Annotated in this window: 23 protein-coding genes and 1 pseudogene; 2 read left to right on the top strand and 22 right to left on the bottom strand. The window is 59.9% G+C overall.

Annotated elements, in window-relative coordinates; translation table 11 throughout:
* Positions 1-127: 127 nt before the first annotated feature.
* Positions 128-497 (bottom strand): annotated as a pseudogene (locus ACA072_RS23190) (DUF6124 family protein).
* A 568-nt stretch (positions 498-1,065) separates the two neighbouring features.
* On the opposite strand from ACA072_RS23190, the gene ACA072_RS23185 reads away from it, so the two are divergent.
* Complete coding sequence (locus ACA072_RS23185) at positions 1,066-1,734, top strand: DsbA family oxidoreductase (RefSeq protein WP_497625036.1); 669 nt, start codon at positions 1,066-1,068, stop codon at positions 1,732-1,734.
* A 128-nt stretch (positions 1,735-1,862) separates the two neighbouring features.
* Here ACA072_RS23185 and ACA072_RS23180 read toward each other — a convergent pair whose 3' ends face one another.
* The 6 genes from ACA072_RS23180 to ACA072_RS23155 all read right to left on the bottom strand — a co-directional run bounded on the left by ACA072_RS23180 (position 1,863) and on the right by ACA072_RS23155 (position 9,326).
* Entirely contained in the window at positions 1,863-3,251 is a 1,389-nt protein-coding gene (locus ACA072_RS23180; protein ID WP_497620831.1) for a sigma-54-dependent transcriptional regulator, read from the bottom strand.
* On the bottom strand, positions 3,241-5,013 hold the full coding sequence (locus ACA072_RS23175; protein ID WP_497620830.1) for a sensor histidine kinase: 1,773 nt from the start codon (positions 5,011-5,013) through the stop codon (positions 3,241-3,243). The genes ACA072_RS23180 and ACA072_RS23175 overlap by 11 nt, the downstream gene beginning before the upstream one ends.
* Positions 5,010-6,137: a GNAT family N-acetyltransferase gene (locus ACA072_RS23170; protein WP_497620829.1), complete on the bottom strand. Its 1,128-nt coding sequence runs from the start codon at positions 6,135-6,137 to the stop codon at positions 5,010-5,012. Before ACA072_RS23170 ends, ACA072_RS23175 begins: the two co-directional genes overlap by 4 nt.
* Before the next feature lie 228 nt (positions 6,138-6,365).
* On the bottom strand, positions 6,366-7,244 hold the full coding sequence (locus ACA072_RS23165; RefSeq protein ID WP_497620828.1) for an alpha/beta hydrolase: 879 nt from the start codon (positions 7,242-7,244) through the stop codon (positions 6,366-6,368).
* Positions 7,241-8,635: an aspartate aminotransferase family protein gene (locus ACA072_RS23160; protein ID WP_497620827.1), complete on the bottom strand. Its 1,395-nt coding sequence runs from the start codon at positions 8,633-8,635 to the stop codon at positions 7,241-7,243. Before ACA072_RS23160 ends, ACA072_RS23165 begins: the two co-directional genes overlap by 4 nt.
* Positions 8,628-9,326 (bottom strand): HAD-IB family phosphatase, encoded by a 699-nt coding sequence (locus tag ACA072_RS23155; RefSeq protein WP_497620826.1) that lies wholly within the window; start codon positions 9,324-9,326, stop codon positions 8,628-8,630. Before ACA072_RS23155 ends, ACA072_RS23160 begins: the two co-directional genes overlap by 8 nt.
* 218 nt (positions 9,327-9,544) lie before the next feature.
* On the opposite strand from ACA072_RS23155, the gene ACA072_RS23150 reads away from it, so the two are divergent.
* Entirely contained in the window at positions 9,545-10,306 is a 762-nt protein-coding gene (locus ACA072_RS23150; protein ID WP_497620825.1) for a MipA/OmpV family protein, read from the top strand.
* 106 nt (positions 10,307-10,412) lie between these two features.
* Here ACA072_RS23150 and ACA072_RS23145 read toward each other — a convergent pair whose 3' ends face one another.
* From ACA072_RS23145 to ACA072_RS23075, 15 genes are all read right to left on the bottom strand, one after another.
* The gene (locus ACA072_RS23145) at positions 10,413-10,832 is read right to left on the bottom strand and encodes a DMT family transporter (RefSeq protein ID WP_497620824.1); all 420 of its coding nucleotides are present in this window, start codon (positions 10,830-10,832) and stop codon (positions 10,413-10,415) included.
* Positions 10,825-11,199, bottom strand: coding sequence for a DMT family transporter (locus ACA072_RS23140; RefSeq protein WP_497346599.1), 375 nt, complete (start codon positions 11,197-11,199; stop codon positions 10,825-10,827). The genes ACA072_RS23145 and ACA072_RS23140 overlap by 8 nt, the downstream gene beginning before the upstream one ends.
* The gene (locus tag ACA072_RS23135) at positions 11,196-12,116 is read right to left on the bottom strand and encodes an arginase family protein (RefSeq protein ID WP_497620822.1); all 921 of its coding nucleotides are present in this window, start codon (positions 12,114-12,116) and stop codon (positions 11,196-11,198) included. Before ACA072_RS23135 ends, ACA072_RS23140 begins: the two co-directional genes overlap by 4 nt.
* Before the next feature lie 215 nt (positions 12,117-12,331).
* On the bottom strand, positions 12,332-12,661 hold the full coding sequence (locus ACA072_RS23130; RefSeq protein ID WP_462029995.1) for a GlpM family protein: 330 nt from the start codon (positions 12,659-12,661) through the stop codon (positions 12,332-12,334).
* An 8-nt stretch (positions 12,662-12,669) separates the two neighbouring features.
* On the bottom strand, positions 12,670-13,998 hold the full coding sequence (gene aauR / locus ACA072_RS23125) for a two-component response regulator AauR (RefSeq protein WP_497620820.1): 1,329 nt from the start codon (positions 13,996-13,998) through the stop codon (positions 12,670-12,672).
* Positions 13,995-15,896 (bottom strand): two-component sensor histidine kinase AauS, encoded by a 1,902-nt coding sequence (aauS, locus tag ACA072_RS23120; RefSeq protein ID WP_497620819.1) that lies wholly within the window; start codon positions 15,894-15,896, stop codon positions 13,995-13,997. Before aauS ends, aauR begins: the two co-directional genes overlap by 4 nt.
* 159 nt (positions 15,897-16,055) lie before the next feature.
* Positions 16,056-16,790, bottom strand: a complete 735-nt coding sequence (locus ACA072_RS23115; protein ID WP_461955494.1) for an amino acid ABC transporter ATP-binding protein — start codon at positions 16,788-16,790, stop codon at positions 16,056-16,058.
* On the bottom strand, positions 16,787-17,458 hold the full coding sequence (locus tag ACA072_RS23110) for an amino acid ABC transporter permease (protein WP_150631210.1): 672 nt from the start codon (positions 17,456-17,458) through the stop codon (positions 16,787-16,789). Before ACA072_RS23110 ends, ACA072_RS23115 begins: the two co-directional genes overlap by 4 nt.
* Entirely contained in the window at positions 17,458-18,204 is a 747-nt protein-coding gene (locus ACA072_RS23105; RefSeq protein ID WP_461955493.1) for an amino acid ABC transporter permease, read from the bottom strand. The genes ACA072_RS23110 and ACA072_RS23105 overlap by 1 nt, the downstream gene beginning before the upstream one ends.
* A 193-nt stretch (positions 18,205-18,397) precedes the next feature.
* Positions 18,398-19,312 (bottom strand): glutamate/aspartate ABC transporter substrate-binding protein, encoded by a 915-nt coding sequence (locus ACA072_RS23100; protein WP_131060897.1) that lies wholly within the window; start codon positions 19,310-19,312, stop codon positions 18,398-18,400.
* 266 nt (positions 19,313-19,578) lie between these two features.
* Positions 19,579-20,847 carry a tryptophan permease gene (mtr, locus tag ACA072_RS23095; RefSeq protein ID WP_497620817.1) on the bottom strand — a complete coding sequence of 423 codons (1,269 nt, stop codon included), beginning with the start codon at positions 20,845-20,847 and terminating at the stop codon, positions 19,579-19,581.
* 109 nt (positions 20,848-20,956) lie between these two features.
* Entirely contained in the window at positions 20,957-22,294 is a 1,338-nt protein-coding gene (locus ACA072_RS23090) for an amidase family protein (protein ID WP_497620816.1), read from the bottom strand.
* Between the two features lie 42 nt (positions 22,295-22,336).
* Positions 22,337-24,046, bottom strand: coding sequence for an NAD(P)/FAD-dependent oxidoreductase (locus ACA072_RS23085; protein ID WP_497620814.1), 1,710 nt, complete (start codon positions 24,044-24,046; stop codon positions 22,337-22,339).
* Positions 24,047-24,063: 17 nt separating this feature from the next.
* Positions 24,064-24,549 carry an aromatic-ring-hydroxylating dioxygenase subunit beta gene (locus ACA072_RS23080; protein WP_497620813.1) on the bottom strand — a complete coding sequence of 162 codons (486 nt, stop codon included), beginning with the start codon at positions 24,547-24,549 and terminating at the stop codon, positions 24,064-24,066.
* Positions 24,527-25,831 (bottom strand): Rieske 2Fe-2S domain-containing protein, encoded by a 1,305-nt coding sequence (locus ACA072_RS23075; protein WP_497620812.1) that lies wholly within the window; start codon positions 25,829-25,831, stop codon positions 24,527-24,529. Before ACA072_RS23075 ends, ACA072_RS23080 begins: the two co-directional genes overlap by 23 nt.
* Between the last annotated feature and the right edge of the window lie 12 nt (positions 25,832-25,843).

The raw sequence follows: 25,843 nt of genomic DNA, 5'->3' as shown, positions 1-25,843 counted from the left end.
AATGTGGGAGCGGGCTTGCTCGCGAAGGCGTCGTGTCAGTCGACATCTACTTGACTGATACACCGCTTTCGCGAGCAAGCCCGCTCCCACATTCGATCTTCGGTGTTTGTGGAACCTCGTCAGCCAATCAGGTCGCGGCGCTTGGTGGAACAAAGTTATCCAGCATCCGGTTCACCGCCAGTTCACCCAACATCACGGACTGCTGAATGCCCAGCACGGTGTTGCGCTGCGGGCCTTCCATCAATGCGGCGAAATCACTGAGCATCACGCTGGCTGAGGCCAGGGATTCACAGGCGTTGGCCAGCAGGGTTTCGTGATCGATGTCGGGGGCGATGGTGTAAATGGTACTGGGCCGGCGGGGGAGTGTCTTTGGGGATGACCGGTTTGAGGTAGTAATCGAGGGCGCGGTCGGCGGCTTCGTTGAGTTTTTTGGAGTCCGGGGCTTCGTAGGGGGAAACGTCGTCGGTATCCGGTGGGTTCGGAGTAAGTTTGAACATAAGTAAATCCTCAGGTTGAGCCGCATTCATCTCGCTACTAAACGAAGAGGGAGGCAGCTGTGCGCAAGTTAGTAGACCGGGAGGATTCAAAACCGGCGCGCCCGAGGGCGCCAAGCGCACAGCCGCCATCGAATGCAGGCACAAACCTGACTGAATGACACTTGTGCAGCCGTCAAAACCTACCCGGGCTACTAAACCCGATCACTGGGAATCAGTGACACGAACCAAGTTACCGACGGCCCCCCAGGCGCACAAGCCGGCGGATTCTGACGTGGTTGTAGGCGACGGCGCAAGGCGCTGTAGCTTTCAGGAAGTAACCTTAAACAGAACTAAACACACTCTCCAAAACACCCTAAATCCCTGTGGGAGCGGGCTTGCTCGCGAAGGCGGAGTATCAGACAAGCAGATGGCGACTGACACGTCGCCTTCGCGAGCAAGCCCGCTCCCACAGGATATGTGGAATGGCTGGCACCTCTGTTCTACAGGGATTAGTGGAATGGCTGCCGCCTTGGTCTTTCAGGTGTATCGTTCAAACTTTCCGGCGCGATCCAGCCCTGCGAGGTGAATGATGAGTACCCCTTTGAAAATCGATTTCGTCAGCGACGTGTCCTGCCCGTGGTGCGTGGTCGGCCTGTATGGCCTGACCCGGGCGTTGGAAGTGCTGCGTGATGAAGTCCAGGCCGAGATCCGTTTTCAGCCGTTCGAACTGAACCCGAAAATGGGGCCGGAAGGGCAGAACATCACCGAACACATCACCGAAAAGTACGGCTCGACCCCTGAGCAATCGCAAAAGAACCGCGAGATGATTCGCGCCCGTGGCGCCGAGGTCGGGTTTGCGTTTCGCACCGATGGCAACAGCCGCATCTACAACACCTTTGATGCGCATCGGTTGCTGTTCTGGGCGGGGCTGGAAGGGTTGCAGTTCAATTTGAAGGAAGCGCTGTTCAAGGCGTATTTCACTGATGGCGGTAATCCGTCCGATCATCAGCAATTGGCGCAGATTGCGGAAAGCGTCGGGCTGGACCGGCAGCGGGCTGCGGCGATTCTGGCGTCTGATGAGTTTGCCAAAGAGGTGCTCGAAGAAGAGCAGCTGTGGCTGTCACGCGGGGTGAGTTCGGTGCCGACGGTGGTGTTTAACGGGCAGTATGCGGTGAGTGGCGGGCAGCCGGTTGAGACCTTTGTCGGGGCGATCCGGCAGATCATGAGTGAGTCAAAAGGCGGCACCGTTAATAACTGAACCCTCTGTAGGAGCTGTCGAGTGAAACGAGGCTGCGATCTTTAGATCTTAAAAAATCAAGATCAAAAGATCGCAGCCTCGTTTCACTCGACAGCTCCTACAGTAAGGGTGAGGAAGAGGGGCGGGGATTAGCGGACGATTTTGTCGACGTGGATGCCCAGTTTCTTCAAGCGATACCAGAAGCTGCGCTCGGAGATCCCGATCAACTGCGCCGCCGCGGCCTGCACGCCATTGCTCTGCGCCAGTGCCGCCAGAATGTAAGCCTTTTCGACCTCAGCCAACGCCGCTTCCAGATCCGCCGGCACATTGCCTTCAGTGATCACAGCACCACTGGCGTCGGAACTTGAAGCAAACAAATAAGCCGGCAAATCCTCCTCTTCAATTACCGCCCCCGACGCCACAATCGTCGCCCGCTCCACGCAATTCTGCAGTTCACGAATATTCCCCGGCCAAGAATAATTGGCCATCGCCTGCAAGGCTTCCGGGCTGAACCCGGTAAAACGCTTGCCCGCTGCGCCGCCCAGAGTGTGGGCAAAATGCCGGGCCAGCGGCGCGATGTCTTCCACCCGTTCACGCAGGGCCGGCAGCGGAATCGGGAACACGTTGAGGCGGTAGTAAAGGTCCTCGCGAAACTCCTTGTTGGCCACCGCGTCCAGCAGGTTCTTGTTGGTCGCGGCAATCACCCGCACATCGACCTTGCGCTCGCGCGGATCGCCCACCGGCTCGATCACCCGTTCCTGCAAGGCCCGGAGGATTTTCGCCTGCAAGGCCAGCGGCATTTCGCCGATCTCATCGAGAAACAGCGTGCCCTTGTCGGCCTGCATGAACCGTCCGACGCGATCCGCCACGGCGCCAGTGAACGCGCCTTTGCGGTGGCCGAACATTTCACTTTCCAGCAGCCCTTCGGGGATCGCCGCACAGTTCACCGCCACAAACGGTTTGTCGGCGCGGTTGCCATGTTTATGGATCGCCCGGGCGACCATTTCCTTGCCGGTGCCGCTTTCGCCGGTCAGCAGAATAGTCGCGTTACTTTCGCGCACCGAATCGATGGCGTGCAGCACCCGACGGAAGCTCGGGCTGTCGCCGATCAGGCTGTCGATCTGCTGATGCTCATCGAGCTCAGCGCGCATGCGCTGGTTGTCTTTGAGGATGTCGCGAAATTGCAGGGCCTTGCTGACGGTAATATCCAGTTCGTCAATGTCGAACGGCTTGGCGATGTAGTCGAAGGCGCCGTTGCGCATCGACTGCACCGCGTTTTTCACCGTGCTGTAGGCGGTCATGACAATCACCGGCAGCTGCGGAAAACGGTTTTTGATTTCCGCCAGCAGTTGCGGGCCGTCCATGCCGGGCATGCGCCAGTCGCTGATCACCAGGTCGATGTCCTCGCACTCCAGCACCTTGAGCGCGTGCAGGCCATTGCCGGCGGTGAACACCTGAATGCCGTTCTGACTCAGGGCCGATGCCAGCAAGTCGCAGAGCTTGGGCTCGTCGTCGACCACCAGTACGTTATGCGTCATCGCTGCCCTCGTCGAAATCTTCACCGTTGGCCGGAATGTACAGCGTGAAGGTGGTGCCGGCATCTTTTTCACTGACGCATTCGATGCGCCCGTCATGACTTTCCATGATCGAGAACACCTTCGCCAGCCCCAGCCCAGTGCCCGAGGCCTTGGTGGTGACGAACGGTGTGAAGATCCGTTCGAGCATGTCCGGTTCGATGCCCTGGCCGGTGTCGCAGACGCTGATCACGGTGTAGTGCTCGTCGCTGCTGATCCCGACCGTCAGCCGCCCGCCGTCGGGCATGGCGTCGATGGCGTTGACGATCAGGTTCAGGCCGGCCTGCTTGAGTTGTCGGGCGTCGGCGTGAAGGGTCGCGCCGGGTGCCTGATCGTCGATCCGCACATCGATGTTGTGGCTGGCCAGTTCCGGGGCGCAGAAGCCGATCAGTTCATCCACCAGCGGTCGCGCTGCCTGGGTCGAACGCAGCGGTGCGCTGGGCTTGGCGAAGTCGAGGAAGTCGGTGATCAGGTCATTGATGCGGCTGACTTCGCTGACCACGTATTCCAGGTGACGTTTGTCGGTCTCGGGCAAATCGGCGCGCCGGTGCAGCAATTGCGTGGCGGTCTTGATGATGCCCAGCGGGTTGCGGATTTCATGGGCCAGGCCCATGGCGACTTCGCCCAGCGCATGCAGTCGGTCGCGGCGGCGCAGTTGCGATTCCAGGTGCTGCAATTCGGCGAGGCGTTCGCTCATGTGGTTGAACGTGCTGCTCAGTTCCGCCAGTTCATCGCCGCCAGTGACCACCAGGCGCTGGCGATAATCCCCGGCAATCACCGCTTGCACGCCTTTGGACAACCCGCGCAGGGGCTTGGTCAGGCGTTGCGAGACAATCCAGCCGACCGCCAGGGACGCCGCCGAGCTGAGCAGGAAAATCAGGATGAACAGGTTGCTCTGGTTCACCAGCCCGACCAGGCTGGTGTGGCGCAGCAGTCCGCTGAAGATCACGCCTTGCAGCTCACCGTTTTCGTTGAGTATCGGCCGGTAAATACCGCTGTAGCGATTGGTGAATTGCTCGATCGGCTGCTTGGTGTTGCGCAGGATCTGTTCGATTTTCTCCGGCACGGCGGCCGGGTGATCTTCGAAGCGCTGGGTGGAGAAGATCTCTGAAAAATCATCGGCCTTGGCCAGGTACAGGCGCAGGTCGAGGGAATGCACATCGGCGACGCTGGTGAGGAAACTGCTGTCCAGGTACGTGGCGATCACCAGTTTGTAATCGACGCCGTCCTGATCGGTCTCGAAGGTCGAGACAACGGTGCCGGTAGGGACGCCGCCGACTTGCAGGGTCTGCAACACGGCTTTGGGCTCGGTGCTGATCTGCCGGACGACGTCATCGGCGGCGGTGCTGAACACCACTTTATGATCGCTGTTGCGCACCAGCGCCACGACGTCGATGCCCATTGAGTCGGCGATGTCGCTGGTCAGTTTGTCGTGCTTGCTCGACAGGCGATCCGTGGGCGGGCGGGTGTAGCGCAGGAACAACTGCGCCGCCCGGGCGTTGTCCCGCAGGATTTCGGTGATCTCGTCCTCGACGATCTGGGTCGATTCCTGCAGCCAGATCCGCACGTTGCTATCGAAAATCTGCGACAGGGTGGTGGCCGCCAGTTCAGCCGCGATCATGGTCGGGATCACGCTGACCAGCCAGAACGCCAGCACCAGTTTGCGCTGCAGGCTCCAGCCGGAGAGGGCGAAAGGTCGGGCGGTGGCGGGGCGGTCTTTTATCATTGGGTTTCGCTTATAGCAGCAGCCATGGCGGAATCGGAACGGTCCGGTCGAATGAACATTTTCACCAATCGCAACAGACCGTCGAGCACCCGGTTGCGATGGCGGAAAAACACGGTGTTGCCGGTAAACGAGCAACCCAGGCGCAGCTTACTGGCATAGCCGGCCTGACCGCACGCGTAGATCGCGATGCCGTGTTCAATACAGTAGTCGACATTGGCCAGCCAGCTGCGCACGTACAGGTTGTGATCGCGGGTTTTCGCGAGGTCGTGGGCGAAGAATTTATCGACCAGGCGTTGCTCGTCCAGCAGCACCAGGTTGAACGCCACCAGTTCTTCGCCGACCCAGTAGAGCACGCACGCGGCGCGTTCATCGAGGTGTTCGAGGACCTGGTGAAAGTAGTCCGGTGGCAGGCGTTCGAAGGTCAGGTCGCTGCGTGAAAGGGTGGCTTCGTACAGCGCCATCATTCGCGGGAGCAGGTCTTCGACAGAACGCCGCCATTCGATGCGCGGACCTTGCCCGCGCAAGGTACGGCGCAGGTCTTTGCGGGTGGATTTGCCGAGGGTGCCAAGGTACGCGTCCACCGAGCCAAAACGGATCGGCAGTTCGGCGCTGGGCAGGCCGGGCATGCTTTGCAGGCCGGCCTCCTGGCACACCTTCAACCATTGCGGATCGCGGTGCGACGCGTCCTTGACCGCCAGCAGACCGATGCCCGCCTGATCGGCGTCGTTTCGCGCAAGGGTCAATAATTGCTCAAGCAAGGCCGGACGGCGGACGGGGTCGATCTGGCGTGCGGTTCCGACATGGCATTGCTCGGCCACCGGCGAACCGAGGGCGTACAGGCGCACCTCGAACAGTCCCGGCCACCAGCGGCGCAATTGTTCGGTGACGCGTTTGCCGGGACCCTGAACCGTGGTGTCCAGCGAATACGCGGTGGTGAACGCCACCGCCGCCGCGACCAATACCTCGTCTTCGTACAGCGCCAGATAACGCCACTGAAAATCCGCAATACCCGCCTGTTCAACGGCCCGGTAATAATCCCAGCCCTCCAGTTCAGCAGGGAAACAGTCATTCCAGGCAGCGCGGTCGATGGCTTCGATCGTCGAAAAGGCAAGGGCAGTGATCACATTGGTTCCTTAAAATTTCTCTTGCTTGCGGGCCATTTCCGATCCGTACATCTTTGCGCCATCGCACAATCCCTGTAGCAGCTGGCGAAGCCTGCGTCCGGCTGCGCAGCAGTCGTGAAATCAGGCACTGCGGTGTTTCAGGCAAACCGCGTGAGCAGGGTTTACGACTGCTGCGCAGCCGGACGCAGGCTTCGCCAGCTGCTACAGGGATCGTGTGAGGTTCGCCTGTCAGGCCAGTTGCCGGTAATCCTGGCGCACGGGTTGCGGGGCGCGGACTTGTTGCATGAACCGGTGCTGGATGAAGTCCGCGCTCAGCTCCACGACCCGACGGTATTGCAAGTCGACGGTGATCATGTGGTAGCAGTCGTCGAGGAGGATTTTCACCACCGGGCCGCCGAGTTTGCGTTCCACGTAGTCGGCGTTCCAGCGGCTGGTGATGTCGTCTTCCCGTGAGTGCAAAACCAGCGCCTGGGTGGTGATCTGCGGCATGCGTTTTTTCACTGCAGCCACCAGTCGATGCAATTCCCGGACACTTACGCCGGACATGGTCAGCAGTCCGGCATTGCTGCTTTCACCTGCCTTCATCTGCCGCTCGACGATGGCGCGCAAGCGTTCGTCCTTGATGCCGAACGGTGATTTTTCGTTGAAGCGGCACAGGTGCACGCCATACGGAATCGCCATCAGCAACGGCGTGAGCACCGCGACTTTGGGCATGTTCCAGCCGTCGTAGCGCAGGGTGGTCGAATACAGCAGCAAGCCTTCGATCTGGCCCGGATGCTCGGCGGCCAGGTACATCGCCAGCACTGCGCCCATCGACAAACCGCCGACGAACACGTGCTGGTGTTTGCGCCGAACACCGATGAAGGTGTTGCGCGCGCTCTCGTACCAGTCGCGCCAACCGGTGGCTTGCAGGTCGGCGTTGTCCCCGCAATGGCCGGCCAGGGTCGGCACGTAGACCGTGCACCCGGCCTTCGCCAGGCCCATGGCGACCCGGCGCAACTCGGTCGGCGTGCCGGTGAGGCCGTGGATCAACAACACCGCGACCTCCCCGTTGCCGAGAACGAAACCGGCGCTGCCTTCGCCCATATCGATCTCAGGCTGGCTCATCTTTTCATCGCCCGATGCAGCAGACGGTCGAGCAACGCGATGCCCAGGTCGATCTCCGGATAACTGATCTCCAGCGACGGCGCGAGGGTGATCACGTTCTTGTAGTAACCGCCCACGTCGAGGATCAGGCCCAGGCGTTTGCCGTCGATTTCGATGTCGCCCTTCATGCCTTCTTCGACCATGAAATCGAGGGTGGCCTTGTCCGGCGTGAAACCGTCCGGTCCGCAGATTTCACAGCGCAGGGCCAGGCCCAGACCGTCGACGTCGCCGATGATCGGGTAGCGTTTCTGCAAGTCCTTCAGGCCTTCGAGGAAGTACTTGCCCTTGTTCATGACCATCGAGCCGTAGTCGACTTCGCTGGTCATCTTGAACATCTCCAGGCCCACCGCCGTCCCCAACGGGTTGGAGGCGAAGGTCGAGTGGGTCGAACCTGGCGGGAAGATTTTCGGGTTGATCAACTCTTCCTTGGCCCAGATGCCGCCCAGCGGATTGAGGCCGTTGGTCAGTGCTTTACCGAAGACGATAACGTCCGGTTTGACGTCGAAGTGTTCGATCGACCACAGCTTGCCGGTGCGATAGAAGCCCATCTGGATTTCATCGACCACCATCAGGATGCCGTGCTGGTCCAGCACATGCTTGAGCTCGCTGTAGAAGTTCATCGGCGGAATCACGTAACCGCCGGTGCCCTGGATCGGCTCGACGTAAAACGCGGCGTATTCGCTCTGGCCGACTTTCGGGTCCCAGACGCCGTTGTATTCGGTCTCGAACAGGCGGGCGAATTGCTGCACGCAATGGCTGCCGTACTCTTCCTTGGTCATGCCTTTCGGGCCACGGAAGTGGTACGGGAACGGGATAAAGTTGGCGCGTTCGCCGAAGTGGCCGTAGCGGCGGCGATAGCGGTAGCTGGAAGTGATCGACGAGGCGCCGAGGGTGCGACCGTGGTAACCGCCCTCGAAAGCGAACATCAGGCTTTTGCCGTTGGTGGCGTTGCGCACGACTTTCAGCGAGTCCTCGATGGACTGCGAACCGCCGACGTTGAAGTGCACACGACCGTCGAGGCCGAATTTCTTCTTGGCGTCCACGGCGATCATTTCCGAGAGCTCGATCTTGCCTTTGTGCAGGTACTGGCTGGCGATCTGCGGCAGGGTGTCGATCTGTTGTTTCAATGCATTGTTCAGGCGCGGGTTGGCGTAACCGAAGTTGACCGCCGAGTACCACATTTGCAGGTCGAGGTAGGCCTGGTCTTCGGTGTCCCAGACATAGGAGCCTTCGCAGCGGCTGAAGATGCGCGGCGGATCGATGTAGTGAACGGTGTCGCCGTAGGAGCAGTATTTGGCTTCCTTATCCAGAAGGATTTGGTCTTCAGGCGTAGCGATTCGAATATCAGACATGGTGGAAGCGTTCCTGTGTTTCTACGTTGAAAGAGGTGGCGTTGGCGGCGCTGGCGCTTGGCAGCAGGGCGAGCAACGCAGGCAGTTCGGCGAAGCTGTCAAAGCGTGCGTAGGCGATGCCGTTACGCTCGCAGTGCTCGGCCAGGCGATCCTTGGCGAACACGAAATCGGCGGTGGCGGCCACGCACATGTCGGACTGGCCGTCGCCGATCACCAAGACCCGTTTGGTGCTGGGGGTGGACTTGCATTTGCAGTTGCCAGAGGCGGCGCGGCAGGCGTCGCTGGCATGGGGGAAGTCGATGCGCCAGCTCTGGTGGTCGAGCTGGCGCAAACGGTTGGCGAGGATCGGCAAGAGGCTGACGTAGTTGCGCGCCAGGATCCTTGCAATGCCTTGCTCGATGCCATCGCTGACCACTTCAAGGGAGGCGCCGAGGCCGATCACGTGGTCGACGAAGTCGGGGAAGTCCGGGTCGATCTCGATGGTGTCGAAGAACCCGAGCAGTTCGGTGGACGTCGCCTTGACCAGCGCGAGCTGGCGGCTGAGGCATTCACGCGAACCGATGTCGCCCGCCAGCCACTCGTTTTCGATTGCTTCCCAGCTTGGGTCAGCGAACCGGTGGAGGATGCTGTCGATCACGTCGGTGCGGGTGATGGTCCCGTCGAAATCACACACGATATGCCAGTCAATCATCTCAATACCTATTGGGCAGGTTGCGCTGTTTGCGCTTGCCATGGGGGTAGAGCAGGGACTGTGCCAACCGGGTCTGGCCCAGCGGGGCTGGGGTTCAGGCGTGTGTGTGGGTCGGCGAAGCTACAATTTTTGTAGGTCGCTACAAACAACATGAGTGCTTGCGTGGGAGGTGTGATTCGGGGATTGATGCGCGCACATCCAGTTCAAGGAATTGCCTCATGTCGAGGATTACGGTTGCTCTCTTCGCCGCGCTGACGTGCCTTTCGGGCAGTGTTTTAGCGGATGGCATCACCGGTGAAGCGGGGGGTGGCCTCAGCTATCAGCCACACGATCCGACTGGCAGCCGCTACGAAACCCGGCCGGTGCCGTACCTCGATCTCGACTGGGGCGATGTCAGCCTCGGTACGGACGACGGGCTGACCTGGGACGCATTGAACGCCAAGGGTTTCAGCGCCGGACCGTTCGTGAATTACCTGCCGGGGCGCACGTCCAACGGCGAACTGCAGGGGTTGCGCGACGTGCCGGATATGGGCGAGGTGGGCGGCTACGTGCAGTACGCGCCGGCTGATTTCTGGCGAGTGTTTGCATCGGTCGGGCAAGCGGTTGGCGGGCGCGGCGGGCAGGGCGGGGTGTTGGGGCGTGTTGGTGCGGAGGTGGGTTATCCGCTGGGTGGCGGGGTGATTGGCAGCTCCAATCTGACTGCGCATTTTGCGGATGCGCGGCAGAGTCAGACGTTCTTCGGTGTCAGTGCCAATGAGTCACAAGCCTCAGGGATTCGGCCGTACAACGCTGGTGGTGGTTTGCAGAATGTGGCGTTGACCCAGAGTTTTGAGTTCCCGTTGGCGCCGCAGTGGTCGTTGTTGACCAGTGCCAGTTGGATTCACCTGACAGGCTCTGCGGCGAACAGCAGCATTGTCAAAGAGGTGGGGGATACCAACCAAGGGGAAGTGCAGGCTGCACTGGCCTATAAATTTGAATAGTCCGCCGATCGTTCCCACGCTCTGCGTGGGAATGCCTCTAGGGACGCTCCGCGTCCAGTGACGCGGAGCGTCACGGGCTGCATTCCCACGCAGAGCGTGGGAACGATCAGTGTGCGCTGTCGCCATCGGCCAGCAACGCAATCCCACCCATGATCACCGCCACACCTACCCAGTGCAGCACGCTGATCTGCTCGCCCAGCCCCAGCCACGACCCGAGCAAAACCCCGACAAATACCAGCGAGCTCAGCGGAAACGCCAGGGACAAACTGCTGCGCCGCAAGATCAGCATCCACACGAAAAACGCGCCGATGTAGCAGGCAATCGCAAACCACACCCCCGGATTCACCGCCACGGCCAGCAGCCATTGCAGGTTGAAATCCATCTGCCCCAGCTGATCGCCACCGACCTTGGTGGCGATCTGGCCGGCGCTTTCAAAGCAGATCAACAACGCCCACAGCACCACCGTGCCGAGGCGTTCATGCAGCCAGTCGGTCTTGCCTCTGATTATCGATTGAGCCTCATGCATGGGCGACACACACGAGCATCACGCCCGCCGTAATCACTAACGTTCCAAGCCAACGCCGACGGCTGACGGTCTCGCCGAGGATCAGTTTGCCGGCCAGCACCACGCCGCAATACGCCAGCGCCGCCGCCGGGAATAACAGGCTCAGGGGCGCCCGGGACAGGGCTTCCAGCCAGACGAAAAATTCGATCACGTAGGCGCCGATCCCGCACCACAACAACGGCGCGTTGAACACCTGGCCCCAGAACGCATTCAGCCGAAACCCGCCTTCGAGTTCCGGCAAACGGTCCAGGCCGAGCTTGAAACAGAGCTGGCCGATGACGTCCAGCACGATGGAAAACGCCACCAGCACAATCACGGTGAAGGTCATGGAAACAGCTCCTCGAACAGATCGATCAACGCCTGATTGGTCGCCGAGTTGCGCAGCAGATCCGCTTCGCTCCAGCGTTCGGCCGGAGGCTGGTCAGACTTGGCTTCCCAGCGTTTGAGGGCGTTGCTGAAGGCCGGGCGGGCGTACTCGCCGCAGATGTCGATGCCAATGATTCGCTTGCTGGCCGCCAATGCTCGAATGGCTTGCAGCAAGTGGCTCAGGCGCATGCCGCCCTGGTCCCAATTGGTCGCCGCGTCTTCACTGGCCAACACGTCCTTGTCGACGGTGATCCACACCGCGCGGGTCGGCAGGCTGGCGATCATCTGTTCGAGAAATACCGGCCAGTCGAGCTCCGCCAGATTGCGCCAGTGCAGCAGGTTTTCCTGCTGTTGATGGCCGGCGCCGTCACCGACCCGGCCCCACACTTTCGAGGGCGCGTGCTGCCACGGAAACAGCTGCAATACGCCGCGTTTGAGCGCCCGCACATTGCCGCCCTTGAGCTGCGGATTTTGCAGGTCATCGCTGCACGGGCCGAGGGTGACAATGCGCTGGATGTTCGGCAGCTTCAGCGCCTGATTGACCCACGAACCGCAATGCCGGCGCGGGGCGAAGCGGACCCAGTCGGGGTGGTTGTCGAAGTGGATCAGGCTCACCGGCTCCGGCAAATCGGTCAGGAAGGCCGGGGTCAGATGATGGTAATCACCGGAGCCGACGAAGAAGATTTCCGGTTGCGGGCCGCTGTGTCGGGGCCGTTGCTGCAAGCGTTCGGCGAAGCGGCGCCAGGTCCGTTCGCTGGACCACAGGCGCAATTTCGGGCCGAGGTCGAGCAGGTCGAGGCGTTTGGCACGGCCGCTTTCCAGCAGCCGCGAGATGGGCGCCTGCGCCGTCAGGCTGTGGTCGAGATCTAAAATGTTCAAGGTTGCAATTCACCCCTTGGCAGACCCTCCCAGACACCGGCTTCATCGATCATGAAGGCCGGCCGAGGGGGCTTTTGGGGGTAAATGCAAGGGACGGGCCAGCACCTTCCCTGTGGGAGCGGGCTTGCTCGCGAAGAGGTCGGCACATTCAATATTGATGTCGACTGACACGACGCCTTCGCGAGCAAGCCCGCTCCCACAGGGATTGGGGATGGTCAGGCGTGGAGGCGGACCCAGACGGTGACGAGGAGGGTGGCCGCCATCAACCACGCCACCGCCGCCACGGCGAGCGAAGCCTCCAATCGCATCCGGTCGACCATTACATACAACGTCGCCAGATAAACGAAGTACGGAATGATCGACCACATCCCGAACACGATGGTGGTCTTCAAATCGTCCAGCGAGCGCCCCTTGCCGACGATGTAATGCGCAATCAGCGCAAAGGTCGGAAACAGCGGCACCAGGCCTGCGATGTAATAATTTTTGGTCTTCGCCAGCGCCGCAAGAATGACGACCACTGCCGCACCGAGCGCCGCTTTCAACAACAGATCCATCAGTGGCTCAACCCGTATTTTTTGACTTTGTCGAACAGCGTGGTCTTGGCCATCCCCAGTTCCAGGCTGGCCTGGGTCAGGTTGCCACCGCTACGTTGCAAGGCGTCGCTGAGCAAATTGCGTTCAAACGCTTCAACCGCTTCGGCGAAGGCCAGGCCCTGATTGCTGCCGCTGGCGCCGGACTTCTTGAACGCGGGCAGGCCGAGGGCATACCGCTCGGCGACGTTGCGCAGTTCGCGCACGTTGCCGGGCCAGTCGTGGCTCATCAGGTTCGACAACGTCTGGTTGTCCAGCTCCGGCACAGCGCGGTCGAAGCGCAGGGATGACTGCTGCAGGAAGTGTTCGAACAGTTGCAGGATGTCTTCGCGACGTTCGCGCAGGGGCGGCAGTTCCAGGGTCACCACGTTCAGGCGGTAATACAGGTCGCTGCGAAACTCGCCGGCCTTGCTTGACTCATCGAGGTCGGACTTGGTCGCCGCAATCACCCGGCAATCCACGGCCACGCTTTGGTTCGAACCCAAACGTTCGAGGGTGCGCTCCTGCAACACCCGTAGCAGTTTGATCTGCAAGGGCAGGGGCATGCTTTCGACTTCGTCGAGAAACAACGTGCCGCCATCGGCGTGTTCGATCTTGCCGATCCGCCGTTTGCCGGCGCCGGTGAAGGCGTTGGCCTCGTGGCCGAAGATCTCGCTTTCGAACAGGTTCTCCGGCAGGCCGCCGCAGTTCAACGCGACGAACTGCTTGGTGTGCCGGCGACTGAAGTCGTGCAGGCAACGCGCGACCAGTTCCTTGCCGGTGCCGGTTTCGCCTTCGATCAGCACATTGGCCGACGTATCGGCGACGTTGGCGATCAATTCCCGCAGGTTCTGCATGGCCGGCGAGCGACCGATGATCCGACCTTCCAGGGAATCACGCTCCGCCAGTTGCCGGCGTAACGAAGAGACTTCCCGGGCCAGGCTGCGTTGCTCCAGGGCGCGGCGTGCCACATCCACCAGACGTTCCGGGGAGAAGGGTTTCTCCATGAAGTCATAGGCGCCTTTTTGCATCGCGCCGACGGCCATGGAGATGTCGCCGTGACCGGTGATCAACACCACCGGCAAGCTGCGATCCCGGGCCTTGAGCCGGGTCAGCAGTTCCAGGCCATCGATGCCCGGCAGGCGAATGTCGCTGATGACGATGCCGGCAAAGTTGTCGCCAACCCGTTCCAGCGCTTCTTCGGCACTGCCCACACCCACGCAGGGAATGTCTTCCAGGGTCAGCGCCTGCTGGCAACCGAGCAGCACATGGGGGTCGTCTTCGACGATCAGCACACTAAGGTCGTTGTTCATATTGGCTCGGCGTGAGTGGGGCTTACCAACGGTAAACTGAGGACGAAGGTGGTGCCACCGCTGGCCGGGTGCTCGACACCCAAATGCCCGCCGGTGGCGGCGGCCAGACTGGCGGAAAGGGTCAGGCCGAGGCCCAGGCCTTGTTCGCCGGGTTTGGTGGTGAAGAACGGTTCGAACAAATGCTTGCGCGCTTCGGCATCGATACCGTGGCCGTTGTCGCGCACGCGCAGGCGATATTTGCCATCGAACTCCTCGCCTTCCAGCCACAACTCGGGCAACGGTTGCGCCTGCATGGCGTCGAGCGCGTTGCCGATCAGGTTGACCAGGATCTGCTCGAGGCGGGTCTGGTCGATCTGCACCTGCCTGTCTTCGAATTCGCGGTGCACTTGCAGATGGACGCCTTCGACTCGCCCACCCAGCAGCTGCATCGCGGCGTCCACGGCTTTACCGAGGCAGGCCTGGCCCTTGTCGTCACCGCGACGGGCGAAGGAACGCAGGCTGGCGGTGATCCGGCCCATGCGGTCGATCAGTTCGTTGATGGTCTTGAGGTTGGTGCTGGCCACGTCCAGCTGACCGCGCTCGAGAAAGCGCACGGTGTTGCCGGACAGCGTACGCAGCGCCGCCAGCGGCTGGTTCAGTTCGTGGGCGATGCTGGTCGACATCTGGCCGATGGCCGCGAGTTTGCCGGCCTGCACCAGTTCATCCTGGGCACGACGCAACGTCTCCTCGGCCTGGCGCCGTTCGCGGATCTGGCCCTTGAGCCGTTCGTTGCTGGCGCGCAGGTCGGTGGTGCGTTCGGTAATCCGACGCTCCAGTTGATTGTTGGCTTCCTGCAAGGCTTCTCGGGCAGCGAGGCGGGTGGCGATTACCTTGCGACGCTCGTTCCAGGCAATCAGCAGGAAGGCTACGAGCGCAAACGCCACCGCCACCAGAATCCCCTGATTGATCGCCTCGCGACGCAAATCCTGCAAAGGCGTGAGCAGGGTGAAGTTCCATGGGGTGTCGCTTAGCGGGCGGGTTTGCGAGAGGTAACTGATGTCCTCTTCGTCGGACTCCACTTCGCTGTTGGCGGGGAAGGTCAGTTTTTCCTCGCCTTCGGCCAGCTGTTCCCGGGCCAGCGGTTGCAGTTCGTTCAGCGGGAACCAGTAGTACTGCAGGCTGCGGGCCAGTTTCTCTTTGGTTTCGTCGCTCAACGGAACGACTGACTTCAGGCGTCGTGCCGGATCGCTGGAGAGAATGATGATGCCGTTCTCGTCGCTGACGAAGGCTTCGAGGCGTGCGCGCTGCCAGCGTTCTTCCATGGCTTCGAGGCGCACTTTGACCACGGCGACGCCGATGATCTTGCCGTGTTCTTCCAGGCCGTGGGCCAGGTAATAACCGGGTTCGCCGCTGGTGCTGCCGACGCCGTAGAAGCGTCCCGGCTGACCGCGCACGGCGTTCTGGAAATAGGCACGAAAGGACAGGTCTTCACCCAGGTAACTGTCGACATCGCGCCAGTTGCTGGTGGCCATGACGCGACCGGTGGTGTCCATCACGTAGATGGCCCGACTGCGGCTGCGCCGGTTCAGGCCTTCGAGGTAGTCGTTGACGGTCTGCCGGTGTTCCGGTGACGGGTCGGCCAGCAGTTTTGAAACACTGGATTCGAGTTCCAGCAGGCTGGGCAGGTAGGTGTACTTGCTGATCTCGCTCTCGACGGCGCGGGCATGCAGTTCGAGCTGACGCTGACCGTTCTCGCTGAGGCTGCGAATCCCGTAGTGTTCACTGACCCAGAAGCCGAGGAAACCCAATCCGATCATCAGGGCGATGACCAGCGGCGGCAGGAACAGATGGCGAATCAGACGGGGTTTCACGGCGAGTGATGGCGGCGCAGCGCGATAGAGAGTGGGGTCGCATTTCATCACAGATGCCTTGGGTCAACCACAACACAAATCTCAAGCCACCACCGACCCTCTGTAGGAGCCGGCTTGCTGGCGATCGCATCACCGCGGTTAACCTGAAACACCGCGTTATCGTTGATCGCCAGCAAGCCGGCTCCTACAAGGGGAGCGGTGTTTTTCTTAGTGCTGCAGAATCTTGTTAAGGAAATGCTGTGTACGCTCGGCGCGGTGGCTGATGTCGCCGAAGAACTCTTCTTTCTTGCAGTCTTCGATGATCTTGCCCTGGTCCATGAAGATCACGCGGTCGGCCACTTTGCGGGCGAAGCCCATTTCGTGGGTCACGCACATCATGGTCATGCCTTCGTGGGCCAGTTGCACCATGACGTCGAGTACTTCGTTGACCATTTCAGGGTCCAGCGCGGAGGTCGGTTCGTCGAACAGCATGACGATCGGGTCCATCGCCAGCGCACGGGCAATTGCCACACGCTGTTGCTGACCACCGGAGAGTTGGCCCGGGTGCTTGTGGGCGTGAGCCGAGAGGCCGACGCGCTCAAGCAGTTGCAGGCCTTTCTGGGTGGCTTCTTCCTTGCTGCGGCCCAACACCTTGATCTGCGCGATGGTCAGGTTTTCGGTGATGGTCAGGTGCGGGAACAGTTCGAAATGCTGGAACACCATGCCGACGCGCGAACGCAGTTTCGGCAGGTTGGTCTTCGGGTCGGCGATGGACGTGCCATCGACCACCACGTCGCCCTTCTGGAACGGTTCCAGGGCGTTGACGCATTTGATCAGGGTGGATTTTCCGGAGCCGGACGGCCCGCACACCACGATCACTTCGCCTTTTTTGACCTCGGTGCTGCAGTCAGTCAGTACCTGGAAGTCGCCATACCACTTGTTGACATTCTTGATAGAGATCATACGGCAAACCTTTTTTGCAGACGCTTGACCAGCAGCGAGGCGGCAAAGCTGATTGTGAAGTACACGAGACCTGCGAAGATCAGGAACTCATTGGAGCGACCGATGATGTCGCCACTGGCACGCGAAGCATTGAGGAAGTCCACCAGGCCGACCGCATAGACCAGCGAGGTGTCCTGGAACAGGATGATGCTCTGTTGCAGCAACAGCGGGGTCATCTTGCGGAACGCTTGCGGCAGGATGATCAAACGCATCATCTGGCCGTACGTCATGCCCAGGGCCTGGGCAGCACCCATCTGGCCCTTGGGAATCGACTGCACACCGGCCCGGACGATTTCGCAGAAGTACGCCGCTTCGAACATCATGAAGGCCACGATGCAGGAGGCGAACGCGCCGATCGGGGTGTCTTCGCCGGTGATCCAGCGCAGCACGAACGGCACCGCCAGGTAGAACCAGGTGATGACCAGCAGCAATGGAATCGAACGGAAGTAGTTGACGTAGGCACCGGCGATGTTCGACAGCAGCTTGCTGTGGGACAGGCGCATCAGGGCCAGGATGGTGCCGAGGATGATCCCGCCGACAACGCCCAGCGCCATCAATTGCAGGGTCATGACCATGCCGTTCCACAAACCTGGCAGGGACGGGATGATGCCCGAGAAGTCGAATTCCATCATTTACCTCCTACGGAGATCAGGCCCGGTACGGCGACTTTCTTCTCGACCATGCGCATCAGCAGCATCAGGCTCATGTTCAGGGTGAAGTAGATCAGTGTCGCCAGGGTGAAAGCTTCGAACAGGTTCGCGGAAAACTCGGCGGTCTGTTTGGTCTGTGCGAGCAATTCCATCAGGCCGATCAGCGAGGCGACGGAGGTGTTCTTGAACACGTTCAAGAATTCCGAGGTGAGCGGCGGAATGATGATGCGGTAGGCCTGGGGCAGCAGCACGTTCCAGTAGATCTGTGGCAGCTTGAAGCCCATGGCGCGAGCGGCGGCTTCCTGGCCTTTGGGCAGCGCCTGGATGCCGGTACGCACTTGTTCGCAAACGCGGGCGGTGGTGAACAGGCCCAGGCAGACAACAACGCTGAGGAACGCCGAGGTAGTCGGGTTCAGGTCCTGCTTGTACCAGTCCTGCAGGTTTTGCGGCAGCAGATCGGGCACCAGGAAGTACCAGATAAACAGCTGAACCAGCAGCGGCACATTACGGAAGAGTTCGACGTAGCAGGTCGCGATGCCCGATACAATGCGATTCGGCACGGTGCGCATGACGCCCAGGATCGAGCCCAGCGTCAGCGCGATGATCCAGGCCACGATGGCGATGGCGATGGTCCAGCCCAAACCGGTGAGGTACCAGTCGAGATAAATCTCGCTGCCCACGCCGGTGGACTTGAAGAACACGCCCCAGTCCCAGTTGTAATTCATTAGGGTCTCCCCTCAGATCGATCGATGTACAAGTGCCCGCCTGGGGAAGCTCCGTTCCCGCCCAACCATAGTAGTCAGGCACACACGAGCGGCTCGACAGCCACCGGTTCGAGTGTTTCCAAAAAATGCCAGCAGGGAGTGACTATCTCCTGAAAGGGCAGCGGCCCTCTCAGGAGATAAGGTTAGTCAGAAATCAGGATTTCTTGTCGTCAGCCGCTTTATCGGTCGGATTGGCGATCAGGGCCTTGAGTTCGTCGCTCATCGGGAAGTTCAGGTTCAGGTTTTTTGGCGGGATTGGCGACATGAACCATTTTTTGTAGATTTCGTTGATCTCGCCCGACTTGTAGGTCGCAACAATTGCGTCGTCCACGGCTTTCTTGAACGGCGCGTCGCCCTTGCGAACCATGCAGCCGTAGATTTCGTAAGACTGCGGATCACCGGTCACTTCCCAGTCACTCGCCTTCTTGGCTTTGGCCGCTTCACCGGCCAGCAGCGCGTCGTCCATCATGAACGCTACGGCGCGGCCCGATTCCAGCATCTGGAAGGATTCGCCGTGGTCTTTGGCGGAGATGACGTTCATGCCCATTTGCTTGTCGGCGTTCATCGACTTGAGGATGCGCTCGGACGTGGTGCCCGCGGTGGTCACGACGTTCTTGCCTTTCAGGTCGTCGAAATTCTTGTACGTGGAGTCTTTCTTGGAGAGAAGACGCGTACCGATTTCGAAGATACCGACAGAGAAGTCAACTTGCTGCTGACGTTCAACGTTGTTGGTGGTGGAGCCGCACTCGACGTCCACGGTGCCGTTCTGCACCAGCGGGATACGGGTTTGCGAGGTCACGAGGTTGTATTTGACCTGGAGGTTGGGCATGTCCAGGTCTTTCTTGATGGCTTCTACGATTTTCAGCTGGATATCGTGGGAGTAGCCGACCGGTTTGCCGGAAGCGTCCGCGATATAGGAAAACGGGATGGAAGCGTCACGATGCCCGAGGGTGATGGTGCCGGACTCTTTGATCTTCTTCAGTGTGCCGGTGAGTTCGGCAGCGAAAACTGGAGTGCTAATCAGAGCGGCAGCAATGGCTGCGCCCAGGATATGGGGAACGATGCGCATCAAATTTTCCTCGACATTGTTTTTATATGGAGCCAGTTCATCGGCCCTTTTTGTGCTTCGAATACCTGACGGCTCCTGAAGTGGGGTGCATCAGGCATTCGTCCAAGAGTGTAGAGCATGACTCGTGCCAGGCCAGGCGATATAGATCAAGTTATTGATTTATAAGGGTATTAAATATTTATGGCGCTGATTTTCGTGAAAGATAATCCGGTTAACCGAATCGACCGACAGGTCGCGTTCGGGAAACCGAATGGTGTTCGAGGCCGCTAACGCCACACCGGCAACAAGTCCAGTGAGAACAGCACATGTGAAATCGCACTGATCAGCCCGAAAAACAACACCAGGGCAATCATGGGCTGGCCTCCCCAGACGCGATACCGCGGGCTGCCAAAGCGTTTGCGTGATGCGCTGGCCAGCAATGCCGGGGTAATGACGGCCCAGAGGGTCGCCGCCAGTCCGGCGAAACCGATGGCATGGATAAACCCTTCGGGCCACAACAGCCCGCAGAGCATAGGTGGTAAGAAGGTGGTGGTCGCGGTTTTCAGGCGACCTCGCGGGCTGTCGTCAAACCCCAGCACATCGGCCAGATAATCGAAGAGTCCCAGGGTCACGCCGAGAAATGAGCAGGCAACGGCGAAGTTGGAAAAAAGGCTGAGGAATACATCGATTTTCGCGCTGTTGAGCATCGCCCCCAACGCGCTGATCAGCACGTCGATATTGCCGCCACGCTGAGCGATGTCCTTGAACCCGTCCCGGGGAATGTTGCCCATGCTGCAAACCATCCAGACAACGTACAGCCCAAGCGCGATGAGGGTGCCGCTGACCAGGCAGGCACGGATACGCTGCGGGTCTTTGCCGAAGTGTTTCATCAGGCTGGGAACGTTGCCGTGAAAACCGAAGGACGTCAGGCAGAAGGGCAAGGTCATCAGCAGGTAAGGAAGGTAGTGGCTATCCGTGGCGTTTCGATTGAGCAGCGTCGCCGGTTGCACATGTTCGAGCAGTCCGCCGAAGGTCAGGAAGAACGCGATGATTTTTGCGCCGAAAATCACCGTGGTCACCCGGCTCACCGCTGCCGTGCTCAGCCACACGATGAGCGCGACCGTCAGGGTGAAATACAAGCCCCCGGCGCGTGCCGACAGATTCAAGCCCAATGATTGGGCGCTGTGAAGAATCACCGAACCGCTGGCCGAGATGTAGGCGTAGGTCAGCGTGTACAGGACAAAGACGATGCTCAAGCCGTTCAACACGTTCCAGCGACGACCCAACAGGTCTTTGGTGATCGTTGAAAAACTGGCACCGGGGCGATAATTAAGGTTGGCCTCAAGGATCATCAGGCCGGAATGCAAGGTGCAGAACCAGGCAAACAACAGGACCGCGACGGAGCCATAAAACCACAGGCCGGACATGACGACCGGCAGCGAAAACATGCCGGCGCCGACGATGGTGCCACCGATCATCATGGCGCCACCGAGTACCGAGGGCGATCGTTCAAGTGCGACGGGGGTCGCGGAAGTGGGCGTAGAAGTGCTGCGCATGGCAAGGCCTGCATCTGAATTATTAGAGGGCTGTTCTTTCGGCGGGCCAGGTTGCAGGCGCGCGCGAGAAAGGATCAGCGCCATTCAGTGAATGGCGCCGACGGCGCGTTTAGCGCATGGCCAGCAAGCGTGATAGCTGACGGGCTCTCTCTAGCAGCAGGCTGTCCTGCCCGGGCAACGCGTCGAACGAGAGACCCACCGGCAGTGAGTGTTTTTCCGCTACCGGAACGGTGACACTGGGGGCCGCCAGGTTGCTCGCCGGGTCGGTGTTGCGCACAAACGTCTCGAAGTTGCTTTCTGCCTCGCACTCCGTGAGCAACGGAGCCGTGCAGCTGACGGTGGGGTAGGCAATCACATCCAGTTGATGTGCGTTGAACAGACGGCTGTATTCACGACCCAGCTGCAGTTTGCTCATCAATGCCTGTACATAGTCGGTGTAGGAAATCGCCGGGCTCTCGAGTTGCGCCGTCAGTATTTTCTTGATGCCCGGGTCCTGGATCTGCGCCAGGATGCTCAGGAATTGGTCGCCCCAGCCTTCTTTCATCAAGAAGCGCGGGAAGTCGATAAAGAACTCATAAATCGGCAATGGGAACTGAATGCTCTCATTGATTTCCCCGATCAACAGGTCATCGACCGGAACCAGCTCGACGCCCCGATCTGCCAACAACTTGATAGCCGCGAAGCAATCGCGTCGGACTTTTTCGTCGAGGTCGGCCCAGAGGAATTTTTCCGGTATGCCCACCCGTAGCGGTCTGTTGTCGCCCGGGGCCGCGGGACCGGCCCCGGTCAGGTGACGGTGGATGTACTGACAGTCTTGCAGTGTGCGGGTCAGTAGCCCCGGCGTGTCCTTGGTCTGGGAGACGGGCACGATGCCGTCCACCGGGTAACATCCCGTGGTGGGGCGAAATCCGACGATCCCGCAGAACGCTGCGGGTATGCGCACCGACCCGCCGGTGTCGGTACCCACGGCGCAGGGCACAAGACCGGCGGCCACCGAGGCGGCACATCCGCCGCTGCTGCCGCCTGCGCTGTAGCGTTCGTCAGCCGGATTGACCACGGCGCCATGAGTTCGGTTGGCCGACGTCACCCCGAACGACAGCTCATGCATGTTGTTCTTGCCAACGACCCTTGCGCCCAGCGTCTTGAAGCGCTCGACAATCCCGGCATCGGACAGCGGGTAGTAAGCGGCCAGCCCCGGCGTTCCTGCGGTGGTCGGCATGCCGCTGACATTGATGTTGTCCTTGAAGGAAACGGGAATGCCAAACAGGCCCGCCTCCCGGTCGGCCCCGAGGGCGCCCTCGAACGCCGCCGGGTCGAATGTGATGAAGCTGTTCAGGTGTTGATGATCAAACTGTTTATCGCGCAGGGATTGGTGCCAGGTGTCCAGGCAGTGGCGACCACTGCGAAATCCGCTGACGAGTTCTTCAATTGAAAGCTGGCTGTACATAAAACGGTCTCGGCGATAAAGAGGAGGCTTGCGATGAAGGCATCAGCAATAGCGGTATTGAGCGTGCAGTCCGTCCAGCGGATTGTCGGCAATCAAGTCGCCACCCAGACTGCTGATCACCGCACAGGCACCGTTGAGCGCTGTTTGAATGGCGCCTTCGGCCCAGCCACCGGTGAAAGAGCAGCCGCACCCGGCGAGGTACAACCCTGTGTCCTGTTGTGGATCGAGGGCCGTTTTGAATTGATAGAACAAGCGCTCCGAGTAGATATCGTCACCCGGAAAGTTGAGTTTGAAGGCGCCCAGCGAATGCTTGTCGGTCAGCCAGTCATACTCCAGGACATAGCGCTGGTAGTTGCCATTGAGCGGTAGAAGGTGACTGGCAAACTCGGGTGCGCTCATGGCGAGTTCATCGACAAGGCGCAGGCAGCGTTGAACTTTGTCGGTCATTGAAACCATCTTGTGGGAGTCGTCTTCCCAGGTGTAACTGATCAATACCACGCCCCAGGACTCAGGGTCCTGCGGTGCGTAATCGAGGCAATACACGCCCTTCACCAAGGTGTCTGTCTGGATGTTTTGTGGCAGCCCGTGTTTCAACCAGAACTTGTCTTTGGTCAGGATGAACAGCTTGGACGAACCGACCATGTGGGTTTCGTTGATCGCCCGGGCCACGTCACGATTCACGAAGGCCTGGTTCTGCGTGAGCTTCATGTTCACTTGCAGCGCCCGGGTGGTGGTCGTGGTAATCACCCGGTCGCAGGCATAGGTTTCACCATTGCTGCCGGCCAGCAGGATTTCGCCGTTCTTGCCCTTGTTGATGGACTCGATGCGGGTGCGGCAGATTCGGTCGCGCAGGGGCATGCCGTTGAATGACGTATCGGCAATCAACTCCGACAGCGATGAGATACCCATGGGCACCAGCCGTTGATTGACTTCGAGGCCATTGACCACGAGCCGCAGAATTTCGGTAAAGGAGGCGCGGTATACCGATTGGAAACCGCCCGAACCGATCCCCAGCGAACCGAACAGATGAAAGTCTTCGGGTTTGCGCCACGGTTGTCCGCCGGGCGGTTTGCTGCCGGTGAAAATCTGCACCATGGCCGAATAGAACGAGCTGTCACCGAAGTAATCCAGATAGCGTTGCCATTCCGGCTGCACTTCTGCGTAGTTGTGTTGCTTGAGTAACTCGGTCAGTAACAACGGTGGCGCCAGGCAGGTGCCGTCATCGAAGGTCACGCCCTCTTTCAAAAACGCACTCCAGCCCCGATGGACCGTGCTGAAAATGGCCGGTGGCGGCTGCATGGCCGCCCAGTGATGAGTCTCACCGCGGTAGTGGATTTCGGTGTCGACGACACCGGGGTCAGGAAACGCTTCGGTGGTTTCGATGCCGAAGCGGTTCAGGTAGTGAAACAACCCGACCTCGCTGGGAGGAAAGCGCATCGCGCCCATTTCGGCGATGAATTGCGGGTGGTCATCGTCAAAGCGCTGGGTCAGCAAGCGACCGCCCAAGTGTTCTTCGGCGGCCTCGAACAGCGTAACCCGACGGGCGCCGGCACGGAGCAGTTCGTAGGCGGCGACCAGCCCGGTCAGCCCGGCGCCGACAATGCCAATGTGTTTGTTGGCCGCTTCGGGTGGCAAGTCACCGATCGCATCGATGGCATTGCGCAAAAACTGGCCGTAGTCGTACAACAGGTCGACATACGGAAAGGAACCGGGAAATGTGGCTTCGTCGAAGCCGGTACTCATAACGTTCACGTGTGATTCTCGATAAATCAGATGATTAACTGCAGGCTTTCAATCGCTCGGGAGGGATTGAGCAGAAGTACTTTTTTGCCTTTGATTTTCCAGATGCCTTCGACGTTAATCAGTTGGTGCTCGACGGTGACCGGGTAATGCCATTCGCTGTCTCCTCGGGCTTCGCAATAGAGCATGTTGGTGCTGCTCGATGCGCTCAGTTCGTCGTCTTCCATGCGGATCAACGAACACTGGGCAATATGCAAACTGCGACTCTTGGGCTGTTGCGAGTAGTTACGCGCGTTGGCCAATCGGTTGACGCGCAACGTGGTCAGAAACCGGTCTTCATACAGCAGCGAGGACTCATGAAGGGGGCTGGTCTGTTCTCGTCGCAACGGTATCCAGTAGGTGTATTCGGGGGTCAGCAGTTCTTGCCAGGCACTGAAATCCTGTTGGTCCAATAGCTGGATTTCGCTGGCGATCAACTGTTCGATGGCGTGTTTATTGTTCTGATCGAGTTGCATGGTTATCCCGCATCAAGTGCTGCCAGCTGTTGTAAAAGTTGCGCATCGCCATTTCGCTGGTGCCCGAAACCACCTGGGTCCGCTCATAGGATTCGTTCGGTTCGAAGAGTCGCGCCACGTTGACCCACTCGTTGGAATCACTGCGTAGCCCTTGTGTTGCCCGCTCGTACATTTCCACATCGTCGTGGGCGACCATCGAGCAGGGGGAATTGATCAGGTTGTTGTACTGGACGGTTCTTTCCAGCAACTGGATGGGGGCGCCCACCAATTCAAAGATCCACGACTCGACCACCGTCTCCTGAGCGCTGATCGGCTTGATCACCCGCAACGTCTGGATCGGGCCCTTGACCATCAGGTTCGGGAAATAGACGGTGTTGTGTCGGGTGTCTTCGAGAATCTCGGTGGCCTGGCGTTCGCCATAGCTCTGGACCATCAAGTCCCAATAACCCGGAATATCGGCATAGGCTTTATGGATTGAGTTGCTGACGCCGGTATGCCCGTGGCCGTTGGGCCAGATGCGAATACCCATGTTGGCGAAGAACTCGTAGGACGCCATGAACGGTGAAAACAGCTCGACCGCCATGGGCGAAGGGCTGGTCTGGTCGCTGGTTTCCTTCCACAAGCGAATCGCTTCGCCCGCCGAGGACTCATGGGCAATCATCGGGTGACAGGTGTCGGTCTGGTTATCGACGACCATTTTCCAGTTGCAGCGATGGCGGTGCAGGAGTGGCTGGCCAACGACGCGCAGCTGGCCCAGGGGCGAGCGCAGCACCATGTTGTCCAGTGTCGACAATGACTCACCGAAAAAGGTGTTGAAGTCGATACCTTTCGCCTGGAGGCGGACAAACACAAAACCGCGATAATTCTCAACCGCCGCGACGGCTTGCATGCCTTTGTGGGCGGAACAGGCGCTGAGGTCGCAATCGTCGTATTCCTTTTTCACCGGAATGCTCAGCAGTTCTCCATCAGTCTTGAATGTCCACGCATGGTAGGGGCAGCGGATAAACCGGCCGACATTGCCGCGAGGCTCGGCCAGCACTTTCACGCCTTTGTGCGGGCAGCGGTTGTGCAGGACAACGATGTCGCCATTTTTTTGCCGGACCATCGCCAAGGGTTGCTGTGCAATGTCGGTGGTGAAAAAGTCGCCGGGCTGCGGGATCAGGCTGTCGTGCCCCACGTAACACCAGCTGGCGGCGAAGACGCTGTGTTGTTCCTGGTCGAAGAGCTGTTGATCAAGGAAGAGCGATTTATGCACTTCTCTGCCGTTGAAGTAATTGTCCAAACGGTGTTCCTC

This window comes from Pseudomonas sp. LBUM1656, from assembly GCF_059716065.1.
Note: the sequence above shows the minus strand (reverse complement) of the source record. Positions and strands in the feature narration are given on the sequence as shown.